Origin of the sequence: Bdellovibrio bacteriovorus, assembly GCF_041888015.1 — a bacterium.
Taxonomy (GTDB): domain Bacteria; phylum Bdellovibrionota; class Bdellovibrionia; order Bdellovibrionales; family Bdellovibrionaceae; genus Bdellovibrio.
Genome location: NZ_CP168968.1, coordinates 2,009,343 through 2,027,569, shown reverse-complemented (window position 1 = coordinate 2,027,569; position 18,227 = coordinate 2,009,343). Strand labels below are relative to the sequence as shown.

Here is an 18,227-nt window from a genome sequence, read left to right as displayed (position 1 = left end):
TCTCCTTGTTGATTAAAAACAAAACCTAAACCTGCGGGGCTTTTTCCAGCCAGCAGGATTTTTTATGAGTTCCAGTGCCTTCCAGAACCGGCGTTTTCTGTGAACAGATGTCCATTTTATAAGGACAACGCGGATGGAAGGTGCAGCCGGAAGGAGGATTGATCGGGCTTGGAACTTCGCCCCCCAATGACTTCTTCATTTTCTTTTTACCCTGACCCACGCGCGGGATGGCGCCGATCAAAGCCTGAGTGTAGGGATGTTGCGGATTCTTGAACAGCTCGTCACGGCTGGCGATCTCAACGATCTTTCCCAAATACATAACGGCAATACGATCACAGGTGTGCTCAATCACGGAAAGGTCGTGAGAAATGAAGACGTAAGTCAGTTTCAATTTTTCCTGAAGGTCTTTTAACAGATTCAGAATCTGAGCCTGGATGGAAACGTCCAGGGCGCTCACGGGCTCGTCGCAGATAATCAGTTCTGGGTTCAGGGCAATCGCACGTGCGATACTGATGCGCTGACGTTGACCGCCAGAAAATTCATGCGGGTAACGATTCACGTGAGCTTTGCGTAACCCAACCAGCTCGATCAGCTCAAGCACGCGCTGATCGCGTTCAGCAGCGCTTCCGGAGTTATGAATGTCCATAGGTTGGCGGATAATCTGGCCCACGGTCATGCGCGGATCTAAAGACGCATAGGGGTCCTGGAAGATCATCTGCATGTTTTTGCGTTTTTTACGCAGCTCTTCGCCTTTGAGTTTCAGGAAGTCCTGGCCATCAAAGTTGATGTCCCCTGCGGTGGGCTCGTAAAGACGAATCAAAGTGCGACCCAGTGTGGATTTTCCACAGCCGGATTCGCCGACAAGACCCAGCGTTTCTCCTTTATGTACCACTAAAGACACATCATCAACGGCCTTGACGCTGGCCACTTCGCGCAGCAAAAGCCCTTTTTTAATTGGGAAATGCTTCTTAATATTTTTGGCTTCAAGAATGATATTATCCATCGTCTGAATTCCCAATATTAAAGAGGATTAAAGCAAGCCACTTTGTGACCTGGTCTGATTTCAATCAAAGGCGGTTTGGTGCCGGCACATTCGCTCTTCACGCGAGAGCAGCGATTCACGAACGGGCATCCTTTGGGAAGTTCAAACGGAGCTGGAACGCTGCCTTCAATTGTCGTCAGACGTTGAACACGTTCGCCAAACTTAGGGCGGGACGCGATCAGGGCCGCGGTGTAAGGATGACTTGGGTTCAGGAACAATTCAGACGTGTCAGCCTGTTCACAGGTTTGACCACCGTACATCACCATTACGCGGTCTGAGATCTCAGAGATCACGCCCAGATCGTGGGTGATGAATTGAACTGTCATGTTGAGCTTTTCCTGCAGATTTTGGATGAGCTCCAAAATCTGAGCCTGGATCGTTACGTCCAAAGCTGTTGTTGGTTCGTCCGCAATCAAGAAAGTGGGGTCGCAAGAAAGGGCCATGGCAATCATGGCTCTTTGTCTCATCCCCCCAGAAAGTTGGTGAGGGTATGAGGTGTAGCGCTCTTCCGGGGATGGGATGCCGACCAAGCGAAGCATTTCGATGGCGCGTTCTTTGGATTCCTTTGGGCCGCACTTTTTGTGCTTCATGATCTGCTCGTCCATCTGGAAGCCGATGGTCAAAACAGGATTCAGGGCCGTCATGGGTTCCTGGAAGATCATGGCCATTTCGCCGCCACGAACTTCCGCCATGTCTGTCTCAGAAATTTTCAGGATATCACGGCCGTTCAAAAGAACCTGCCCCCCGGTCACGCGTCCCGGATGTTCAATCAAACGCATCAGGGAATAAGATGTGACAGATTTGCCACAGCCGGATTCGCCCACGATACCCAAAGTCTGTCCTTTGAAGATATCGTAGCTGACATTATTCACCGCACGGACCGGGCCGGCCTTGGTGCTGAAAGTAGTTTCGAGGTTTTTTACTTCAAGTAATGGTTGAATTGACACTGCTTAAGTCCTCTTAAAGAAAGCGTCTTGCTTCTAGTTCTTCGATGGCAGACAAGGCGCCTTTACGCAAGGCTTTGCCTAGTACGCCAGTCAGTTTGTCGCTCAGGCTTTCGTGATGTTCAAATTTTACTTTAACCACCTGGTGTTTTTCAGACAGGGTCAAAAGGTAGTCGTCGCTGGTGCGGATTTCATCCACCAGGCCTTTACCCAAAGCTTGCTCGCCATACCAGTATTCGCCAGTGGCAACTTCAGGCAGGTTCAATTGGGGACGGAAGCGACCGACAAAGCTTTTAAATAGTGTGTGCGTGTCTTCAAGCTGTTGTTTGAATTTTTCTTCACCTTTTTCAGTGACTTCACCCAAAAGGCTGACAGTTCTCTTGAATTCACCAGCAGTATATTCCTTGTAGTCCACATCGTGCTTTTTCAGCAGGCGGTGAAGGTTAGGAAGTTGAGCGACAACCCCGATAGAGCCCACGATGGCAAACGGAGCGCACAGGATTTTGTTGGCAGTCACGGACATCAGGTAACCACCACTGGCAGCTACTTTATCCACGCAAACTGTCAAAGGAATGTTCTTTTCGCGAATACGCAGTAACTGAGACGCCGCCAGACCGTAGCCATGAACCACGCCGCCGGGACTTTCCACGCGGACAACGACTTCATCCTGAGGTGTAGCCAAAGTCAAAACGGCAGTGACTTCCTCGCGCAGGTTTTCAACAGCGGAAGCCTTCACATCGCCTTCGAAGTCGATCACAAAGATTTTTTTGTCACCATCGCTGGTTTTGGATTCAAGGGCTTTGCGTTCTTCCTTCAACTTTTTCTTAAGCTCTTTACGTTCGGATTTGGTGACCGTGTGAGCTTTTAACATGTGGCGGAAGTTTTTATAGCGCTTGTGCAGAAGCTCGATCTGGATTTCAGATTTGTGGCTGGCTTTGGCGGCAAGCAAAGCAATCACCAGAATCACCGCCAGGATGGCGAATAGAATCAGAAATGTCTGTGCTGCGAAAACCCCGATGCTCTGCAATGCGTCCATAGTACTCCTTAGAGACAAAGGTGTACGTTATTCATGATTTAGCCAAAGGTCGAGCATCTTTTTTGTTTGCTCAAAAAAAGCGGGGACCCTGATAGACTGGCGGCTGGAATGAACTCTTCAGCTCGTCAGACCTTTCTTTTGGTTTTACTCCTTTTAAGCTCCACCGCCTATGGTGAGGGTGTTGAAGAGACGCGTCTTAAAGGTTTTGCTCAGCATCAAAATTCTCAGGATCGCTTTGAAAAAGCCCGTCAGCAGGGAGAAAGAGCGTATTTGGAGGAGGAAGAGCAATGGGAAAATCAAAAAGACCGTGCTTTGAACGAATATAAGAAAACGAAAACGGCAGAGAAAATGTCGGAAGAGGGCCCTGAAGCTAAGGCTGATGCGGTTGCTAAGGAAAAGTTCGATGACGCTTATGAACAGGAGCGTCTTAAATATATAGAGAAAAAAAACAAACAAGAGGTTGTCACCCGCGGAGGAAATCTTCCTACGGAGGCTCAGGAGTTGGGTCTTTTGGAGGATCGCCCTCGCTACGATTACCGCAAGCGTGCGATGTATGGGGCCAAGCCTAAATACGGAAAATCCAGTCCCGGCAGTTCCAGTTCTTCGGGTTCGTCATCACCATCTTATGGTGGGGGATCTTCTTTCCCGCCACCACCGACCTTTGATGATTTCGGGGGGGATGGCGGCTATGTTCCTGCACCTAACGTCGATGATTTTGGTGGCGATATTCCACCGCCACCGCCTCCTCCACCATTTAGTGATGACTTTGGCGGCGGCTTTGGAGGAGACGGGGATTTCCCACCGCCACCACCTCCTCCGCCATTTGAGGGCGGAACGGACTTTTAGTTTTCTTTAAGAAGTTCTTCGGTGCTTAGGCCGGAGTGCTGCTTAATACCTCTCATCAGATACCAGAAGATTCCCAGCAGAAAGATCATGGATGGAACCATGATGATGGCCATAGACCAGGTGGTCATTTTTGCGATCTGTTCATTCAGGACGGTGGATTGAACATCCGCTGTCAATGTCGGATCAATTTCAGTGAAAATCTGGCGGGCCAGAACGAAGTTGCAGATGGCGCTGAATACGAATGACAGCGACAGCCAAATTGTGGCCTTTTTCATGTGGTCATGGAATTCTTTTTGTTTGCCGTTTTCTTTCAGGCGTTCTTCCAGCAGATCCACTTTCATCAAAGCCGGATTCAGGAACAGAGTTTCAATGAAGGGTTTTTTCGTAAAGGCGGAGCCCACCACAAATAGCCCCACCAACGCAGGGAAGGCGGCTTCCTTGACAGCGAACCAGAAACCACTCAAGCCCAGCAACGCCAAGCCTCCAGTTAAAAGAACATTGAGAAGTCCCAGGGCTGAAAAGGCGTTGAATTTCTTTCTTTTGATCAGATCGTAAGCGCCATATCCCAAGGGGAAAGCCAGAGCCAGAATCAGGGCCCAGAATGGGCCAATGAATTTGCTTAATTTATTTAAAATCAAGACAGGCAGTACGATGTTGAAAATGATATTTAAAAGGCCGTTCTCTTTAGGTGGTTCCTGTTTTGACATGCATAGCATCCTTGTCGGCTTCTGATAAAAAGGCAAGTCGGCGCTGCGCACAAAGAAGCGTTGCTCTTCATTCAAGGAGCAGGGACAATTTCTAAATGCCTTTGATTTTAATATATCTTTCTACTGCGATCAGCTTTCTTGTCAGTGCCTTGTATGCGGTGGGGAGTTGGTCCTACCGGCGCTCCTATCTGCACCGGTTGGTTTTTGTTATCGAGGCGGGTTATGCCCTGTGGGCATTTTCTTTGATCAGCATTATGGCTGTCGATGACATGCAGTTTAAGATGTTTATGACGCATTTACGGACGCTGGTTCTGCCGTTGATGTTCCCGGCTTGGGTCTTGCTTGCCGCCGCTTTGTTCTTGCCGGACCTTTCCGCAAGACTTCGTCGCTTCTGGCATTGGATATTCCTGTTCCCCGTCGTTGTTATTGTTGTCAATGCGGCAGCTATGATGGGTGTTCCGGGATTGGCCCCGTTATTTTACAGTGACTTTCATGAGATCCCGAACCTGGGCGGACTGGTAGGGTTCAGTCGAGGGCCTGTGATTCGCGCCACCTTTGTGTACAGTGCCCTGTGCGTGATCATGGCTTTTGCCATCAGTGTCTATGCGGCCATTGTTCTGCGTGGTTCTCGTCGCAAGTACGCCACAGCACTGGTGGCGGTAAGTTTGTGGCCGGTGATTTTGGAAATCGGTATCCTTATGACCTCGTCGGATCTTCCGTGGCGTCAGTTGAAGGTGATGGGCTTATGGCCTTTTATCATCGGCATTCACTATGCAGCCAGTCGGGTCGATGTTTTTGAAATCACGTCTTTGGCACAGCAAAGAGTGTTCGAAGGCCTGCCGGGCCCGGTTGTGATTCTGAACACGCGCAATGAATATTGGGGTGGGAACACGGCGGCAGAAAAAGTCCTGGGTTTGCAAAGACGGTGGCGTGGGCGTCCGGCACAAGATATTCCAGTCTTGGCGGAAATTTTGGCTGGTAACGGAAAGTATCAGGTCGAAGGTTTTAACTATCAGGTTTTAAAACACACCCTGGACTCTCAGCATGGTGAAAACCGCGCGCAGATTCTTCAGCTCAATGATGTGACTGAGTTGGAGGAAAGCAATAAAGTTCTGCGTGACTTGAATGAAGAAATTCTGAGAATGCACCGCTTTAATAAGCGAGTTCAAACGGTGCTGGCGCATGATCTGACCGGAGCGCTGGTAGGGACGCAGATGCTGCTTAAAGATGTTGTCCGGCAGATGCCCGGAACAGAGTCTGAAAGATCCCAGTCGCCCTTGGGGAAGGTTCATGAGGCCCACGGGGTTTCGCTGGAACTTTTGCGAAATATTCTGACTTGGAGCCATGAAGAGGAAAATAAGGGCGGGTTGGAATTGAGTGCTCGTATCAAAGCCGTTGTTCGCCATCTTGTGCCGCAGACGTTGCAGCGAAATGTGGATCTGGGAGTTCAGCTACCAGAGCAGGAGGTTTGGCTTTGGGGAACAGCGCTTGTGGTGGATGCGATCATCCGCAATCTACTGTCCAATGCAATTAAGTTTAGTCCGGAAGGCGCGCAGGTTTTAATAGCCGCCCGAACGGAAGGGGCCTTTGCTGTTTTGATGATTCAGGATGAGGGGGCGGGAATATCTTCGGATCTGCTGGCGCGGCTTCTGGATTCCAATAAGTCTATTTCCTCGGCAGATGGTTTTGGCGTGGGCTTGAAGTTCACACGGGACTTCGTGCAGCAAATGGATGGCATATTGAGTTTTGAAGCCAATACTCCTGCCGGAACCCGGGTCGTGGTCAAGTTGCCATTGTTGGTGCGTACATAAATGGGGGTGGGCTCTCAATAGAAAAATCAAGGGACTCTTTCAGAATACGCAAAAGTTCCGGGTCCATTTGGTGCAAAATATCCTGGCAGGTCTGCTCGGTCAGTTCCGTCAGGTTTTGCTGACTTTCCTGTAAAGATATTTCCGCAAGTATAGCATCCACGCTGTCGGATTCCATCTCCACGCGGGCCTGTAAAAGACCTGAAAGTTCTTTCGTGATCAGTCTTTCGCAGCGATAAAAACGCGCCCGGCTGGAGGCTTTGATTCGCAAGGCAACGATTTGGTCTTCGTTGAGGGATTGAATGTTTTGCTGAACCACGCCGTGAATTTTTTTAAATCCTTCCTCTGCCACAGCAAGGATTTGTTTCATACTTTCCCGCATTTCCGGAGAAACTCCGGTGGCCGTGATGATAAAACGGCCTTGAAAATTCACAATGCGGTTCATGGTTTGTATTTGTGTGTAGAGCAGATTTTTATGCAGCAGCGCGCTTTTTAGACATTCTTTGGGATTGGGAACCTGAATATCATCGGAACTATAGCACTGCGATTTGATCAGGGCAGAGTTTTGCTTGATTAAAGCTGTCAGGGCCTCGGACCGCGCGATCAGTGTCGTAAACACGGCCTCTTCTTTTTTGTATTCTGCCAGAATCATTTCGGAAGTGGTTTTTTCAATGGCCGTGATCTCGGTGATCAGTTTGGCGGTTTCCAGAGCATAGGTTTTTGAAATCAAGGCAGCACTCATGCCCTGAGCCATCACGCCCAACTGCACAAGGGCCCCAATGGCAGGTCCCACAGCGGGAATCAAAGTTACGGCGTTGGCAACGGCTTGAGAAAAGGCCTGGTAACGCTGACTTTCGGATGCGGCCTCGTCGTACTGTTTCACGTTGTCCACCAGATTAACGACTGCTAGTACCGTGGAAACACTTCCGGAAAGATCCTGCGCCAGTATTTTTCCGGCATACTCTTCCAGCTCTTTGATGACGGCGGAGCGGACATAGCTTTCCAGATACTGTTTGGTCATGGCCTCCAGGACAGATTGCAGAACTGAGTTTTCTGCGGCCGAGGCCTGAGCGGAAATAAGCAGGGCCATCAGCCCTGCAAAAAGTTTTTTCATTTGATACTCACAGAAAAAATATTGGCTTTGGAAAGCACATTCAGGTGTCCCTGTCCTGTGACAGTTCCGACATCCAGACTCAAATTTGGAGCCAACGCACGGCCACCGGGAATTTTGGCTCCTTGAAGGGTGATTTTATTTTCCCCCTCCAGCCAGAAATTTTTTGCAACGATTTCGATACGATTGTGTTCCCGCTCGGATCGCGTCGGAATAAATTCCAAATTCGCAGAGTCCAAAATGATCACATTGGCAGTGATGTTCATAGTGAGGTGTGAAAGCTGATGGCGACCGCAGACTTTAAGAATATCCACTTTGAGATCGGCGGGAAGCTGTTCGATATCGGTGCTTTCATTGCAACCCACTGAAACAAAGTCTTCGTTGGGGCTGAGTGAGTGAAGACGGGAAGGGGAATTGAACAGCAACAAGTGTTTGCCCAGCTCAGATTCTTTTTCAAACTCGACAGAGATCTGTGCGGGAAGTTGCAGTGGTTTTTGTTCCTGCTCTGTGTACAGAATCGTCACGAGGCCCGAGAACCCCATGTGCGTTCCGGAGTGGGATTTTTTGATGTCGTCGATTTCTTCAGGCGTCGGGCCACAAGCGGCCAGGGTCAGACAGAAAAGGGAAATAAGATATTTGTTCATGGAAAGCTCCTTTGTGATGTCCGGGCCTTATTGCAAGGCCCGGACACAAAGGAGGAGTTTGTAGTGTGTGGTTAAAACTTAATAAATACAGATATTTAGATAAAAGACCAAGGGCGGCGGAGTGTCCTCAGTCTTGGAATTCGGACAGGATTTTAGAATCCCGGCGTCTTGCCACCCATGAATTTGTCATAGGCTTGGATATAGTCCCGGGACAGGGGGCCGATATGGGCTGTGATCCAATGATGATCAAAGCTTTGATTGGAAATGGCATTGGCGAAAGTTTCCAGCACTTCCTGGTAAACGATTTCGCACAAGTCCCCTTGGGATTCGTCTTGAATCAGCGCTTCCATTTCTGCCATCAGCAGATCCCAGCGGGTTTGCTCGGGATGCCTCATCAGAATGCTCAGCGCATAGTACACCCACAGCCGCTCTGGCATGTCGCTTTGGTCTTGCACGGCTTTGTCCATCAAAAGCTGCAGAGGCTCCTGGCCTTTTTTCATGCGGGATAGAATCAGTTCGACCCATTCTTTATCAGTTTTCATAAATGGCCCTCCAGAGCATCGCGAAGTTCCAGAATCATATTTTCAACCGCCGCCCGATCACTCGCTGCGGCCTCGGGATTATTCTTCAGCCATTTTTCAAAATGGACAAGGCTGTTTTGTCCTTTTTGGGTGTGGTATCGCCCTTTGACGGGAAGATTTTCAATGCGTTCCACACGAATGGCCGCAGCGGTGCTGCCATTGCCAACGGTGGAGGCATCTTTCCAATAGCGTTCATTCACAAATGATCGTAGTTCGGGATCTTTGATCGCCGGGCGTTCCATTGATTTTCTAAGGTCACGAATGTAGCGATCATAGGCCGCGCGACTTTGCGGAACATTGCGCTCGATATGATGAACCACCGCTTCGGTCTTCGCAACCGCGCGCACGAAATCCAGATTTTTAATTTTGTTAAAGATCTTAAGGCCTTTTCCAATTTTGGATCCAAAACCGAAACTCAAGGCGCCCATCACCGCAAAGGTGCGGTCAAAGCTATCCAGGCCTTCCCCGGTCACTAGATTTTTTCCAGTGAAGGCCTCGTACACGTCGCGCAAGGGACCCGTGATCGGATCCAGGCCGATGGCCAGATCAGCAAAGACTTCCGAATACTTTCTGAAAGCTTCCGCCGATTCAGTATCTCCTAGAGTGGACGCTTGATCGGACTGACGAACCAGGCGAAGACCCCAGTCCCGGGATTCACGGCGGGCAGGATCACTGGTGCGCACAGAGCGCAAGACAGCCTCAATGTTTTGCAGTTCACGTACCAAAGCCGGATCTGGTGAAGAGTACTGAAAGCCCGTCGGCGGCAGAGCATTTTCTGACAGTGACTTTTGAAAATCCCCAAGGGCCAGTTCAAACTTGGTCTGAGATTGGGCCAACGAACTGCGGATCGCCTCATAGTTTTTATAGGTCTCTTCCTGATTGGCTGAAATCTCCTGAGTCAGTCTTGTCATTTCCGCTTCAAATTCCGGAGTGAAGATCAGGCCTTTATAGATGGCCTGAGCAATGCCGGTCTGAATAGCTGATCCCATGGCGCTATCATGCGCACTGCCGCCACCACCGGAATGACGGTGCGGCTCGTCCTTACCAACTGTTTGAACAGGAGTGGCATCATCGCCGGGAACGACCATTTCAGGAGGGGCGCTGCGATTGACATTGCTCCAGCGAGTTTTACCGTTGTCATCTTTCCCCTGGTAGATGGCGGTGTAATAGCGACCGGCATCATAGAGATAATACATTTTTTGAAATTCATAAGTGTCTGCGGCACCCCCGGGAATGGTGAATGTCATCTGCAGGGGGGTGTCGACGACCTCTGCGATATCAATCACAGTGTAAGGGGCCACATGCGCAGCAAAACTTTGCAACGGAATGGCTAAGGACAAGAAGAAGCAGATCAGGCGTTTCATGGCAAAGTTCCTAGTTTTTGTTCCAGCAGTTGCAGATCCAAATCCACAGTTTCAATTTGCAGTTGGATGTTTCTAATCATCGTTTCCAGGCCGGACTGCAGATCCAGAGCAGTGAAGAGCAGGTGCTCTGTCTCTTCGACACTCAGTTGCTCTGTCGAGATGTGTATTTGGGCGTCTTTAAGCAGAGCCTCCCAGTCAGCGGCGAAGTCGGGGTTTTGAGTGCGGCGAATTTCTATTTCTGCAGCCAGGTCTTCTTTGGATACGATGCCTTGGAAAAGCTCCTGCACCAGTGTCACGGTTTCATGGAAAGAGGCGTTTTTGTTTTGAACCAATTGCTGTTGTTCCACTAGAAAGGACCGGAATTCCAGTTGTCGGGATTTTTCAGTTTGCAGGAACTGCTTGCGCAGCTCCTGACGGTTTTTTTCCAGTTGTTGCTTGAATTCGACTTTTTTCTTTTCGTATTCCAGCTTTTTAACGGCGATGCGGCCTTCAATGTCCGGCAGCATCGTCCCAAAAGAGTAGGCATTGGAAAAGAATAAAATGCCGCGTTCAAAATCCCCAATGGCGTGAGCCATATTTGTAAAAAGGATAGTTAGCAGAAATACGCTCACGGTTTTCATTAGTATTGCTCCTGCTCGTAAGCCTGACGGGCGGCTTGGGCGTCAGCAGCGGCATCCACAAAAGACAGTTGTAAAGTTTGAAACTCTTTATGCAGGCTCTCGATTTGCGCAACCACGGTTTTTGCCATATCGGCCAGAACATCAAGCTCAACGATACGCAGGAATTCCGCCATCAATTGCGCATGACTGCGCTGGGTTGTTTGACTGAGTATTGCGATGTCCTCATTGAGTTTTTTCAGCGCGCCTTTGTAGTCTTGTTTGTAGTTTTTTACGAACTCAGTGGAAGCTGGAACCATGTCGCGGTTTTTTAGCGGACGTCCGGTGACTTTGTTATCCACCAGCTTTTGTCTGAAATCGACCTCTTTGGAAACACCCATCATGAAGGCGCGCAGGACTTCCAGCTCTGAATGACTTAATTTGTATCTTTCGTTCAGAATATTGTAGCGACTTTCAGCCATCTTCCAGGCATTCAGAGCGGCTTCGCGGCGTTCTTGTTTGCTGGAGCTTTCATACTCCTGAACTTTCTCTGTCGCGTAGCGGTCGTATTCTCTTTGGGCTTCGGCTTCTGCTTCTTCCAGTTGTTTTTTTCTAAGTTCTTCGCTGTAGCAGAATGTGGCCATGCACGCATAACCACGTCCCATAGTGGTGAAGGTTTCGGTATTGGACTCGATCACATCCGTCAGGCCTGTGGCGTTGCCGACCACGGCAAAGACGTCACGAACTCCGTTGGCGACCTGGTTGGCGGCATGTTTAACAGTTTTTTCCGCGTCTTTGACGATTTGGGGATCGTCACCTTTGATGGTGGTGCCACCGATGCTGATGCTCCAGGCGAAGGCGGTGTGGGTAGAAAGAAGAACGGCGAAGCTGGCAATAAGGGCTTTTTTCATAATTAAGGACCTTTCCTTTTGTGGGGTGTGCTATTGGCGAACCCTTATCGCAAGGCCGGTGCCGACCTTTGTGGTTCGTGGGGGCTTTTGAAAAAGTTCGTAAAAATAGGCACTTATGGTTTTTTCTGACTGTCCGGGGGGCGGATTTTCAGTCCGTTTTCTTGGAAGAAGTCTTAAAGCTTAGAACTTCCAAGGTCGTGGGGGTGGGGGATTTGGCCAGAATATGATAGGCTTAGTCCGGCAAAGAGGTGAACCATGCCCGAACTTCCCGAAGTTGAAGTTGTCCGCCGCGGACTGGAAAGTATCTTAAAAGAACAGCCTATCCTGGAAAAAGTGGAGTTGAAGCGTCCGGACTTGCGCGAGCCTATTCCTGCTAAAAAAATAAGCACATTGGTGGGTGAGCCACTCACTTCTGTGGAGCGTCGGGCAAAATACCTCCTGCTGTGGACCCCCAAAGGGGCGATGTTGTCGCATCTAGGGATGACCGGCACCTGGCGGGTGGCTGTTGCTGGTGATGAACGACTTCATGATCATATATATCTGCATTTCTCTGGCGGCTTGCGTTTGGCGTATCGGGACCCACGCCGTTTTGGCTGTTTTGACTTTGTTCAGAATCCTTTGGAACATCCTAAACTTGCGGGGTTAGGGCCTGAACCGCTGGATAGGAAGTTTACCGGGGCGGTCCTTTGGGAAAGTCTGCGAGGCAAGGAGGTTGCCTTGAAGGTCGCTCTGATGGATCAGAAGGTGGTGGTGGGTGTGGGGAATATCTATGCCAGTGAAGCCCTGTTTGCTGCCGGGATTAAGCCCTCGCTGGCAGCTAAGAAATTGTCTTTAGAGAAAGCATCGTCTTTGGTCTCTGAGATTAAAAAAATTTTATCTCAGTCAATCAAAGCGGGTGGGTCTTCCATTAGCGATTTTGCTCAAGCCACTGGAGAAAGCGGCTATTTTCAGACGACGTTTCGGGTTTACGGTCGCGATGGAGAGCCTTGTGTGACTTGCGGGCAACAGGTAAAGTCGAAAGTTCTCGGTGGGCGAAACACGTTCTGGTGTTCGCATTGCCAAAAATAATTTTGCAAAATTTCGATTGCTAAGAGGGTCGGTTTTTGTGTAATTTAGGCCTTAGTCGAGTTTTGAAACAAAAATGCAGATCCGCTGCTGGCAATCACGTTAGCATGGTCCGCAATAAATTAACGAAGGGATCAACAATGAAAGCAATCGTAGTAGCAGCTTTGCTTGCACTATCTTTCACAACTGGTTTTACTTGCTCTAAAAATCAACCTGAGACAGCAGCTCCTGCTGAAACAGCTCCTGCTGCAGAAGCAACTGCTACTGAAGCAGCTCCTGCTGAAGGCACTCCAGCAGCTACTGAAGCAGCACCTGCAGCTACAGAAGCAGCTCCAGCTGGCGAAACTAAGTAATTAGTCTTAGGACTTAGTACTTAAGTTTATTGAAGCCCTCGAAAGAGGGCTTTTTTTATTTCCACCTCCGGGTGCACATTCGACAGTTTTTCCTTCTGTCGCCGAAGCGTCTTTTATATTTCCCCTCATATTCTGCTTACATATAGATATCAGGCCTGAATCACTTGCGCATGCTCACATTAAAGGTTCTAATTATTGAGTATTTCAATAAAAGGAGATTCATCGTGGATTCTATCAGCTCATTCTATGGAATGTTTTTGGAGAGCTACACGGGCCTTTGGGTATTGGGCTCTGTCGTTCTTCTGTTGTTTGTGGGCTTCTTCAGCAGCCCTCTGATCGTGTGGGCGATTGCCTTGGCTGCCATTCTGGCGGGCTTTGGTGCGCCGGTTTGGTTGTTGGCAGCGTATGCTGTGCTGGCGATCATCTTCCTTATCACGCCGCTGCGAGCTGCGTTGGTAACGTCAGGTCTTCTTGCCTTCATGAAGAAGATGCAGTTCCTGCCAAAAATCTCTGATACGGAAAAAGCGGCATTGGATGCCGGTGCTGTTTGGATCGAAAAAGACCTTTTCTCTGGCAACCCGAATTTTGACAACCTTCTGAATGAAGCCTATCCGCAATTGACTGCGGAAGAACAAGCTTTCATGGATGGCCCGGTCAACAGACTGTGTGCAGTTCTGGATCACTGGAAAATCCATAAAGACAAAGACATCCCTAAAGAAGCTTGGGATATCATCAAGAAAGAAAAGTTCCTGGGCATGATCATCCCTAAAGAGTACGGCGGTCTTGGATTCTCCGCGCTGGCGCACTCTGAAGTGATCATGAAAATTTCTTCTCGTTCCCTGTCCACAGCGATCACTGTGATGGTTCCGAATTCCTTGGGTCCTGCAGAGTTGTTGGCCCACTACGGAACTGATGAGCAAAAAAACAGATATCTTCCGCGCTTGGCAACTGGTGAGGAAATTCCTTGCTTCGGTTTGACTGAGCCAACGGCGGGTTCGGATGCGGGCTCCATCACTTCCACGGGGATCTTGTTCAAAGGTCCGGATGGTAAGCTCCAAGTTAAATTGAACTGGAATAAGCGTTGGATCACACTGGCTGCGATCTCTACAACGATTGGTCTGGCATTCCGTCTTCGTGACCCTGAAAATCTTTTGGGTAAAGGTGAAGACGTGGGTATTACCTGTGCGCTGATCCCGTCTTCAACTCCAGGAGTTGTTCTGGGTCGTCGTCATGATCCATTGGGTATTCCATTCTACAATTGTCCAACTCAAGGTAAAGACGTTATCGTGAACGCGGAAGACGCGATCATCGGTGGTGTTGCCAATGCCGGTAAGGGCTGGTTGATGTTGATGGAGTGTTTGGCAGCAGGTCGTGGTATCTCCTTGCCAGCTCAAGCCACCGGCGGCACGAAATTGGCTGCACGAGTGGTTTCTGCTCATTCTTTGGTTCGTCGTCAGTTCGGTATGTCCATTGGTCGTTTCGAGGGTGTTGAAGAGCCATTGGCTCGTATCGGTGCCGCTGCTTACCAGCTGGAAGCGATGAGAAGATATTGCCTGGGTGCGATTGATAAAGGTATTAAGCCGGGCGTTATCACAGCGATGCAGAAATACTATGCCACTGAAATGGGCCGTCATGTGATCAATGATGCGATGGACATCATGGGTGGTGCGGGTATCTCTATGGGACCTCGCAACGTTCTTGCTGAAATCTACATCGCCACTCCGATCGGTATCACGGTTGAAGGTGCAAATATCCTGACTCGTACTTTGATGATCTTCGGTCAAGGGGCTCTTCGTGCCCATCCATTTGCGTATGCTGAAGTGAAAACGGCAGAAGCGGGTGACTTGAAAGGCTTCGATAAAGCTTTCTGGGGTCACATCGGTCACGTTGTCAGAAATACTTGTCGCGCGGTTTTGTTGTCCTGCTCTCGTGGGTTCCTGGCTTCCACTCCGAATGTTCATCCTCAGATGAAAGTTTACACTCGTCGTCTGGCTTGGACTTCTGCAACGTTTGCTTTGTTGTCTGACGTGGCAATGGGTGTTTTGGGTGGTCAGTTGAAGGCCAAACAAAAAATCACAGGTCGTTTTGCGGATATTCTGGCGAACATGTACATGGCAACAGCTCTTCTTCGTCGTTTCGAGGCTGAAGGTCGTCGTGAAGAAGATCTGGCTTTTGCACACTACAATCTGAAACGTTGCATGGCGAATATCCAAACAGGCTTCGATGGTATCTTCGACAACCTGAAAATCCCGGGTCTTCGTTGGTTCTTCAAAGGCTGGATCGGCGCTTGGTCTCGTATCAATTCCATCGGTTCTCAGGCATCTGACGGCTGGTCTCATGGTATTGCGTCCGCAATGTTGAAAGAAGGCGGTATTCGTGAGCGTCTGTCTGATGGTATCTATCTGCCAACAGATCGCAATGAAGCCATCGGTCGTCTGGAGCACGCTTTTGCAGTTGTGAACAAAGCGGAGGCGGCAGAAAAGAAAGTTAAAAAAGCAATTCGTGAAGGTGTTCTTCCTAAGAAAAAGGTTCATCTGTTGCTGGATGAAGCTCGTGAGAAGAACGTTATCAGTCAGGATGAGTTGAAGCTGATCCAAGAGGCTGATGCTGTTCGTTACGACGCGATCCTGGTGGACGACTTCTCTCAAGAAGAATACATGTCCCGTCACTCATAATCAGATTTAAAATTCTGAAAAATATGAAAACCCCCAAGATTTCTTGGGGGTTTTGTTTTATGCTGACCTCATGAAAAGAATATTTACCGTTAGTGTTTTTCTCTGTCTGGGGCTTGTGTCGGATATGTCTTGGGCCAAGAAGAGCGCCAAGCCCAATGCATGGCTGCTTTCTTCGGATTTTTTGGTGGTGCGCAAACCTGCGAAATCTGTTGATGCCAGTCTGGTGAATATCTCATTCAAGGACGATCTGATATCCCTGGCAGAGTTTCGCCAGACCTATAGCCATCTTTCGGATAAGTCTTTTCAGGAAAAGCTGCAAGGGGCACTTGAGAAGGATCTGATGTTCTTCCGTTCTTTTGTGAATACGTTTTATCAGGATTTATCCCAGAATGTCTCTTCCTCCAATCTGGTGTTGTGTCTGGGGGATGCGCACCCGGAAAATTTCGGCTTTATGAACTTCTCGGGAAAAACGCTTTATGTGTTCAATGATCTGGATGACAGTGGTGTCTGTCCGATTGAGTTTGATATTCTTCGTTACTTTACATCGTTGGATCTGGCATTTCGTGATGCAAGTCTGTCCGAGAAAATGGCCAGGGAATACAGTGAAGTTCTTTCCGGTCAGAAGTCGGCAGCGCATCTTGAGAAAGATCTGATTCCCAGTTTAAAAAAGAAGCAGGACAAGATTCTGCGCAAGTACGTGCAGGGGAATTTATTTAAAGGTTCTTCAGACTATGTATTCATGCCAGAAGCAGACAAGAAATTCCTGTTGCAGGAACTAAAGGCGTTGCCGACCTTTGCAGGAGTGGAGCTGTTGGATGCAGTTGAGATCCATCGGGCCACAGGTGGGAGTGGTGGTCTTCGCAGGTATTGGTTACTGACTCAAAAAGGCCAGCAGCGGGATATTCTGGAGATGAAAGAGAACGCCAAGGCAGGAACAGCTTATGGGATTTGGGAGCAGCCTTCCTGGAATTCCACAGAGCGTATGGAGAAGGTGAAGAAATATATCTGGCACCAGAGTCCAGAGATGTATGATGTGATCTTTGTCCGGAATCATTCTTTCCTGGTGCGCAGCCGGGTGAAGTCTTCTTTGGATATTACAGAGCTTTCCAAGAAGGAACTTGAATCCGTGATGCGTGTGCAAACGGGACTTCTAGCCGAGCACCATAGACAATTTGCCAAGAATGGAATTCCCGGTGTGGAAAAGTGGATCGCGGTAAGCACTCCCTTGGTCGTTGAGCGTTATCGCAAATCCATGGAACAGTTAAAATAATGAGTCCGCGAAGTGTAAAAGACCTTTTGCAGCGGATTGCTTTAAGTGCCACGGTCGGACTGATGGCGGGGGCCGCAGCGGCTGTTTTTCTCTATACTCTGGATCGGGCGACTCGTCTGCGTGAGGCTTATCCCCAGTTGATCTGGTTTTTGCCAGTGGCAGGTCTTGTTTTGGGGATCTTTTATCATCTTTATGGTCGTTCGGTTGAAAAAGGCACAGGGCTGATTTTAGAGCAGATTCATGATCCACAGCATATCATCCCTTTAAGAATGGCGCCGATGATTTTGCTCGGGACTATTCTGACGCATTTGTTTGGGGGATCGGCCGGACGCGAAGGTACGGCAGTGCAGATGGGTTCTTCTTTGGCGGATCAGTTGTCGCGTCTTTTTCCGGTCAGTAAAGAAGATCGAAAGATACTGCTGATTGCCGGGGCGGGAGCGGGGTTCAGTGCGGCGATTGGCGCGCCGTGGGCGGGAGCTCTGTTTGGTCTGGAAGTGATTCAGGTAGGACGGCTAAGGCTGTTTGCTTTGTGGGAATGTTTGGTGGCCTCTTTTGTGGCCTACTATTTCTGCCGTTGGTTGGGGGCGCCACATTCTATTTTTCCGTCTGTGACGGAGGTGTCTTATAGTGCAATGTCCTTTGCCTGGGTGTTGGTGGCCGGAATGTGCTTTGGACTTGCTGCAAATATCTTTATGCGCTTTACCCACTTGGTGGAGTCTATGCAAAAAAGATTTGTGAAGAACCCGGTCTGGCGCCCCTTTTTCGGGGGAATGGTTTTAGTTCTTTTGTTTTGGTGGCAAGGCAGTGATCGGTACGCGGGGCTTGGGATTCCGGTGATTCAAGAGGCCTTTCACCAGTCGCTGTCTTGGTTTGACCCTATTTTAAAAACTCTTTTTACGGGGCTGACGATTGGATCTGGATTTAAAGGGGGCGAGTTTATTCCTTTGGTGTTTGTAGGAACCAGCCTGGGAAGTGCGCTGGCCGCTGTTTTGCCTTTGGGAATCCCTTTATTGGCTGCGTTGGGGTTTGCGGCTGTTTTTGGAGCTGCGGCGAATACTCCCATTGCCTGCGCGGTCATGGCCTGCGAATTGTTCGGATGGCAGATTGCGCCCTATGCGCTATTGGCCTGCTGGTCAGCTTACTTTATGACGGGACATCTGGGGATATATAAAAACCAGAAGATCGTTCGTTCCAAAAAAGATCAGCTTTTACGAGTCTTCAAAAGATAAAAAAAACGCCCGGGGATCAAGGGCCCCAGGCGTTCCGAAGTATAT

At 49.2% G+C, this 18,227-nt stretch carries 17 protein-coding genes; 7 read left to right on the top strand and 10 right to left on the bottom strand.

Going from position 1 to position 18,227, the window contains the following annotated elements; translation table 11 throughout:
• Positions 1–25: 25 nt before the first annotated feature.
• Genes ACES2G_RS09870 through sohB form a run of 3 tightly spaced genes read right to left on the bottom strand, consistent with a single transcriptional unit; the run spans position 26 to position 3,022 of the window.
• Entirely contained in the window at positions 26–1,003 is a 978-nt protein-coding gene (locus ACES2G_RS09870) for a dipeptide ABC transporter ATP-binding protein (RefSeq protein WP_347356608.1), read from the bottom strand.
• A 17-nt stretch (positions 1,004–1,020) separates the two neighbouring features.
• A complete protein-coding gene (locus tag ACES2G_RS09865) occupies positions 1,021–1,989 on the bottom strand; it encodes an ABC transporter ATP-binding protein (protein ID WP_347356607.1) in 969 nt (322 codons plus the stop codon).
• Between the two features lie 13 nt (positions 1,990–2,002).
• Complete coding sequence (sohB, locus tag ACES2G_RS09860; protein ID WP_347356605.1) at positions 2,003–3,022, bottom strand: protease SohB; 1,020 nt, start codon at positions 3,020–3,022, stop codon at positions 2,003–2,005.
• A gap of 108 nt (positions 3,023–3,130) precedes the next feature.
• Between sohB and ACES2G_RS09855 the strand changes: the two genes are divergently transcribed.
• Complete coding sequence (locus ACES2G_RS09855) at positions 3,131–3,868, top strand: hypothetical protein (protein ID WP_347356603.1); 738 nt, start codon at positions 3,131–3,133, stop codon at positions 3,866–3,868.
• On the opposite strand, the gene ACES2G_RS09850 is transcribed toward ACES2G_RS09855, so the two are convergent.
• Positions 3,865–4,575 (bottom strand): VC0807 family protein, encoded by a 711-nt coding sequence (locus ACES2G_RS09850; protein WP_347356602.1) that lies wholly within the window; start codon positions 4,573–4,575, stop codon positions 3,865–3,867. The two genes, ACES2G_RS09855 and ACES2G_RS09850, sit on opposite strands and share 4 nt — an antisense overlap.
• Positions 4,576–4,670: 95 nt before the next feature.
• On the opposite strand from ACES2G_RS09850, the gene ACES2G_RS09845 reads away from it, so the two are divergent.
• Positions 4,671–6,386, top strand: a complete 1,716-nt coding sequence (locus ACES2G_RS09845) for an ATP-binding protein (RefSeq protein WP_374000062.1) — start codon at positions 4,671–4,673, stop codon at positions 6,384–6,386.
• On the opposite strand, the gene ACES2G_RS09840 is transcribed toward ACES2G_RS09845, so the two are convergent.
• The 6 genes from ACES2G_RS09840 to ACES2G_RS09815 form a co-directional block, all read right to left on the bottom strand.
• Entirely contained in the window at positions 6,358–7,497 is a 1,140-nt protein-coding gene (locus ACES2G_RS09840; protein WP_374000061.1) for a hypothetical protein, read from the bottom strand. The genes ACES2G_RS09845 and ACES2G_RS09840 overlap by 29 nt on opposite strands.
• On the bottom strand, positions 7,494–8,138 hold the full coding sequence (locus ACES2G_RS09835) for a hypothetical protein (protein ID WP_347356599.1): 645 nt from the start codon (positions 8,136–8,138) through the stop codon (positions 7,494–7,496). The genes ACES2G_RS09840 and ACES2G_RS09835 overlap by 4 nt, the downstream gene beginning before the upstream one ends.
• 152 nt (positions 8,139–8,290) lie before the next feature.
• Entirely contained in the window at positions 8,291–8,680 is a 390-nt protein-coding gene (locus tag ACES2G_RS09830; protein WP_347356597.1) for a hypothetical protein, read from the bottom strand.
• Positions 8,677–10,083 (bottom strand): pre-toxin TG domain-containing protein, encoded by a 1,407-nt coding sequence (locus ACES2G_RS09825; RefSeq protein ID WP_347356596.1) that lies wholly within the window; start codon positions 10,081–10,083, stop codon positions 8,677–8,679. Before ACES2G_RS09825 ends, ACES2G_RS09830 begins: the two co-directional genes overlap by 4 nt.
• Positions 10,080–10,703 (bottom strand): hypothetical protein, encoded by a 624-nt coding sequence (locus tag ACES2G_RS09820; protein WP_347356595.1) that lies wholly within the window; start codon positions 10,701–10,703, stop codon positions 10,080–10,082. Before ACES2G_RS09820 ends, ACES2G_RS09825 begins: the two co-directional genes overlap by 4 nt.
• Positions 10,703–11,590 (bottom strand): hypothetical protein, encoded by an 888-nt coding sequence (locus ACES2G_RS09815; protein WP_374000060.1) that lies wholly within the window; start codon positions 11,588–11,590, stop codon positions 10,703–10,705. Before ACES2G_RS09815 ends, ACES2G_RS09820 begins: the two co-directional genes overlap by 1 nt.
• 255 nt (positions 11,591–11,845) lie before the next feature.
• On the opposite strand from ACES2G_RS09815, the gene mutM reads away from it, so the two are divergent.
• From mutM to ACES2G_RS09790, 5 genes are all read left to right on the top strand, one after another.
• Complete coding sequence (gene mutM / locus ACES2G_RS09810; protein ID WP_347356592.1) at positions 11,846–12,658, top strand: bifunctional DNA-formamidopyrimidine glycosylase/DNA-(apurinic or apyrimidinic site) lyase; 813 nt, start codon at positions 11,846–11,848, stop codon at positions 12,656–12,658.
• 137 nt (positions 12,659–12,795) lie between these two features.
• The gene (locus tag ACES2G_RS09805) at positions 12,796–13,008 is read left to right on the top strand and encodes an acylneuraminate cytidylyltransferase (protein ID WP_347356590.1); all 213 of its coding nucleotides are present in this window, start codon (positions 12,796–12,798) and stop codon (positions 13,006–13,008) included.
• Between the two features lie 224 nt (positions 13,009–13,232).
• Entirely contained in the window at positions 13,233–15,683 is a 2,451-nt protein-coding gene (locus ACES2G_RS09800) for an acyl-CoA dehydrogenase (RefSeq protein WP_347356588.1), read from the top strand.
• A 124-nt stretch (positions 15,684–15,807) separates the two neighbouring features.
• Positions 15,808–16,953 (top strand): DUF2252 family protein, encoded by a 1,146-nt coding sequence (locus tag ACES2G_RS09795; RefSeq protein ID WP_347356586.1) that lies wholly within the window; start codon positions 15,808–15,810, stop codon positions 16,951–16,953.
• Positions 16,953–18,182 carry a chloride channel protein gene (locus ACES2G_RS09790; RefSeq protein WP_374000059.1) on the top strand — a complete coding sequence of 410 codons (1,230 nt, stop codon included), beginning with the start codon at positions 16,953–16,955 and terminating at the stop codon, positions 18,180–18,182. Before ACES2G_RS09795 ends, ACES2G_RS09790 begins: the two co-directional genes overlap by 1 nt.
• Positions 18,183–18,227: the final 45 nt, after the last annotated feature.

What these genes read in the sequence shown, in the direction of transcription:
- ACES2G_RS09870 (WP_347356608.1), bottom strand. Translation starts at nt 1,003, where the DNA reads ATGGATAATATCATTCTTGAAGCCAAAAATATTAAGAAGCATTTCCCA.
- sohB (WP_347356605.1), bottom strand. Translation starts at nt 3,022, where the DNA reads ATGGACGCATTGCAGAGCATCGGGGTTTTCGCAGCACAGACATTTCTG.
- ACES2G_RS09855 (WP_347356603.1), top strand. Translation starts at nt 3,131, where the DNA reads ATGAACTCTTCAGCTCGTCAGACCTTTCTTTTGGTTTTACTCCTTTTA.
- ACES2G_RS09850 (WP_347356602.1), bottom strand. Translation starts at nt 4,575, where the DNA reads ATGTCAAAACAGGAACCACCTAAAGAGAACGGCCTTTTAAATATCATT.
- ACES2G_RS09845 (WP_374000062.1), top strand. Translation starts at nt 4,671, where the DNA reads ATGCCTTTGATTTTAATATATCTTTCTACTGCGATCAGCTTTCTTGTC.
- ACES2G_RS09840 (WP_374000061.1), bottom strand. Translation starts at nt 7,497, where the DNA reads ATGAAAAAACTTTTTGCAGGGCTGATGGCCCTGCTTATTTCCGCTCAG.
- ACES2G_RS09835 (WP_347356599.1), bottom strand. Translation starts at nt 8,138, where the DNA reads ATGAACAAATATCTTATTTCCCTTTTCTGTCTGACCCTGGCCGCTTGT.
- ACES2G_RS09830 (WP_347356597.1), bottom strand. Translation starts at nt 8,680, where the DNA reads ATGAAAACTGATAAAGAATGGGTCGAACTGATTCTATCCCGCATGAAA.
- ACES2G_RS09825 (WP_347356596.1), bottom strand. Translation starts at nt 10,083, where the DNA reads ATGAAACGCCTGATCTGCTTCTTCTTGTCCTTAGCCATTCCGTTGCAA.
- ACES2G_RS09820 (WP_347356595.1), bottom strand. Translation starts at nt 10,703, where the DNA reads ATGAAAACCGTGAGCGTATTTCTGCTAACTATCCTTTTTACAAATATG.
- ACES2G_RS09815 (WP_374000060.1), bottom strand. Translation starts at nt 11,590, where the DNA reads ATGAAAAAAGCCCTTATTGCCAGCTTCGCCGTTCTTCTTTCTACCCAC.
- mutM (WP_347356592.1), top strand. Translation starts at nt 11,846, where the DNA reads ATGCCCGAACTTCCCGAAGTTGAAGTTGTCCGCCGCGGACTGGAAAGT.
- ACES2G_RS09805 (WP_347356590.1), top strand. Translation starts at nt 12,796, where the DNA reads ATGAAAGCAATCGTAGTAGCAGCTTTGCTTGCACTATCTTTCACAACT.
- ACES2G_RS09795 (WP_347356586.1), top strand. Translation starts at nt 15,808, where the DNA reads ATGTCTTGGGCCAAGAAGAGCGCCAAGCCCAATGCATGGCTGCTTTCT.
- ACES2G_RS09790 (WP_374000059.1), top strand. Translation starts at nt 16,953, where the DNA reads ATGAGTCCGCGAAGTGTAAAAGACCTTTTGCAGCGGATTGCTTTAAGT.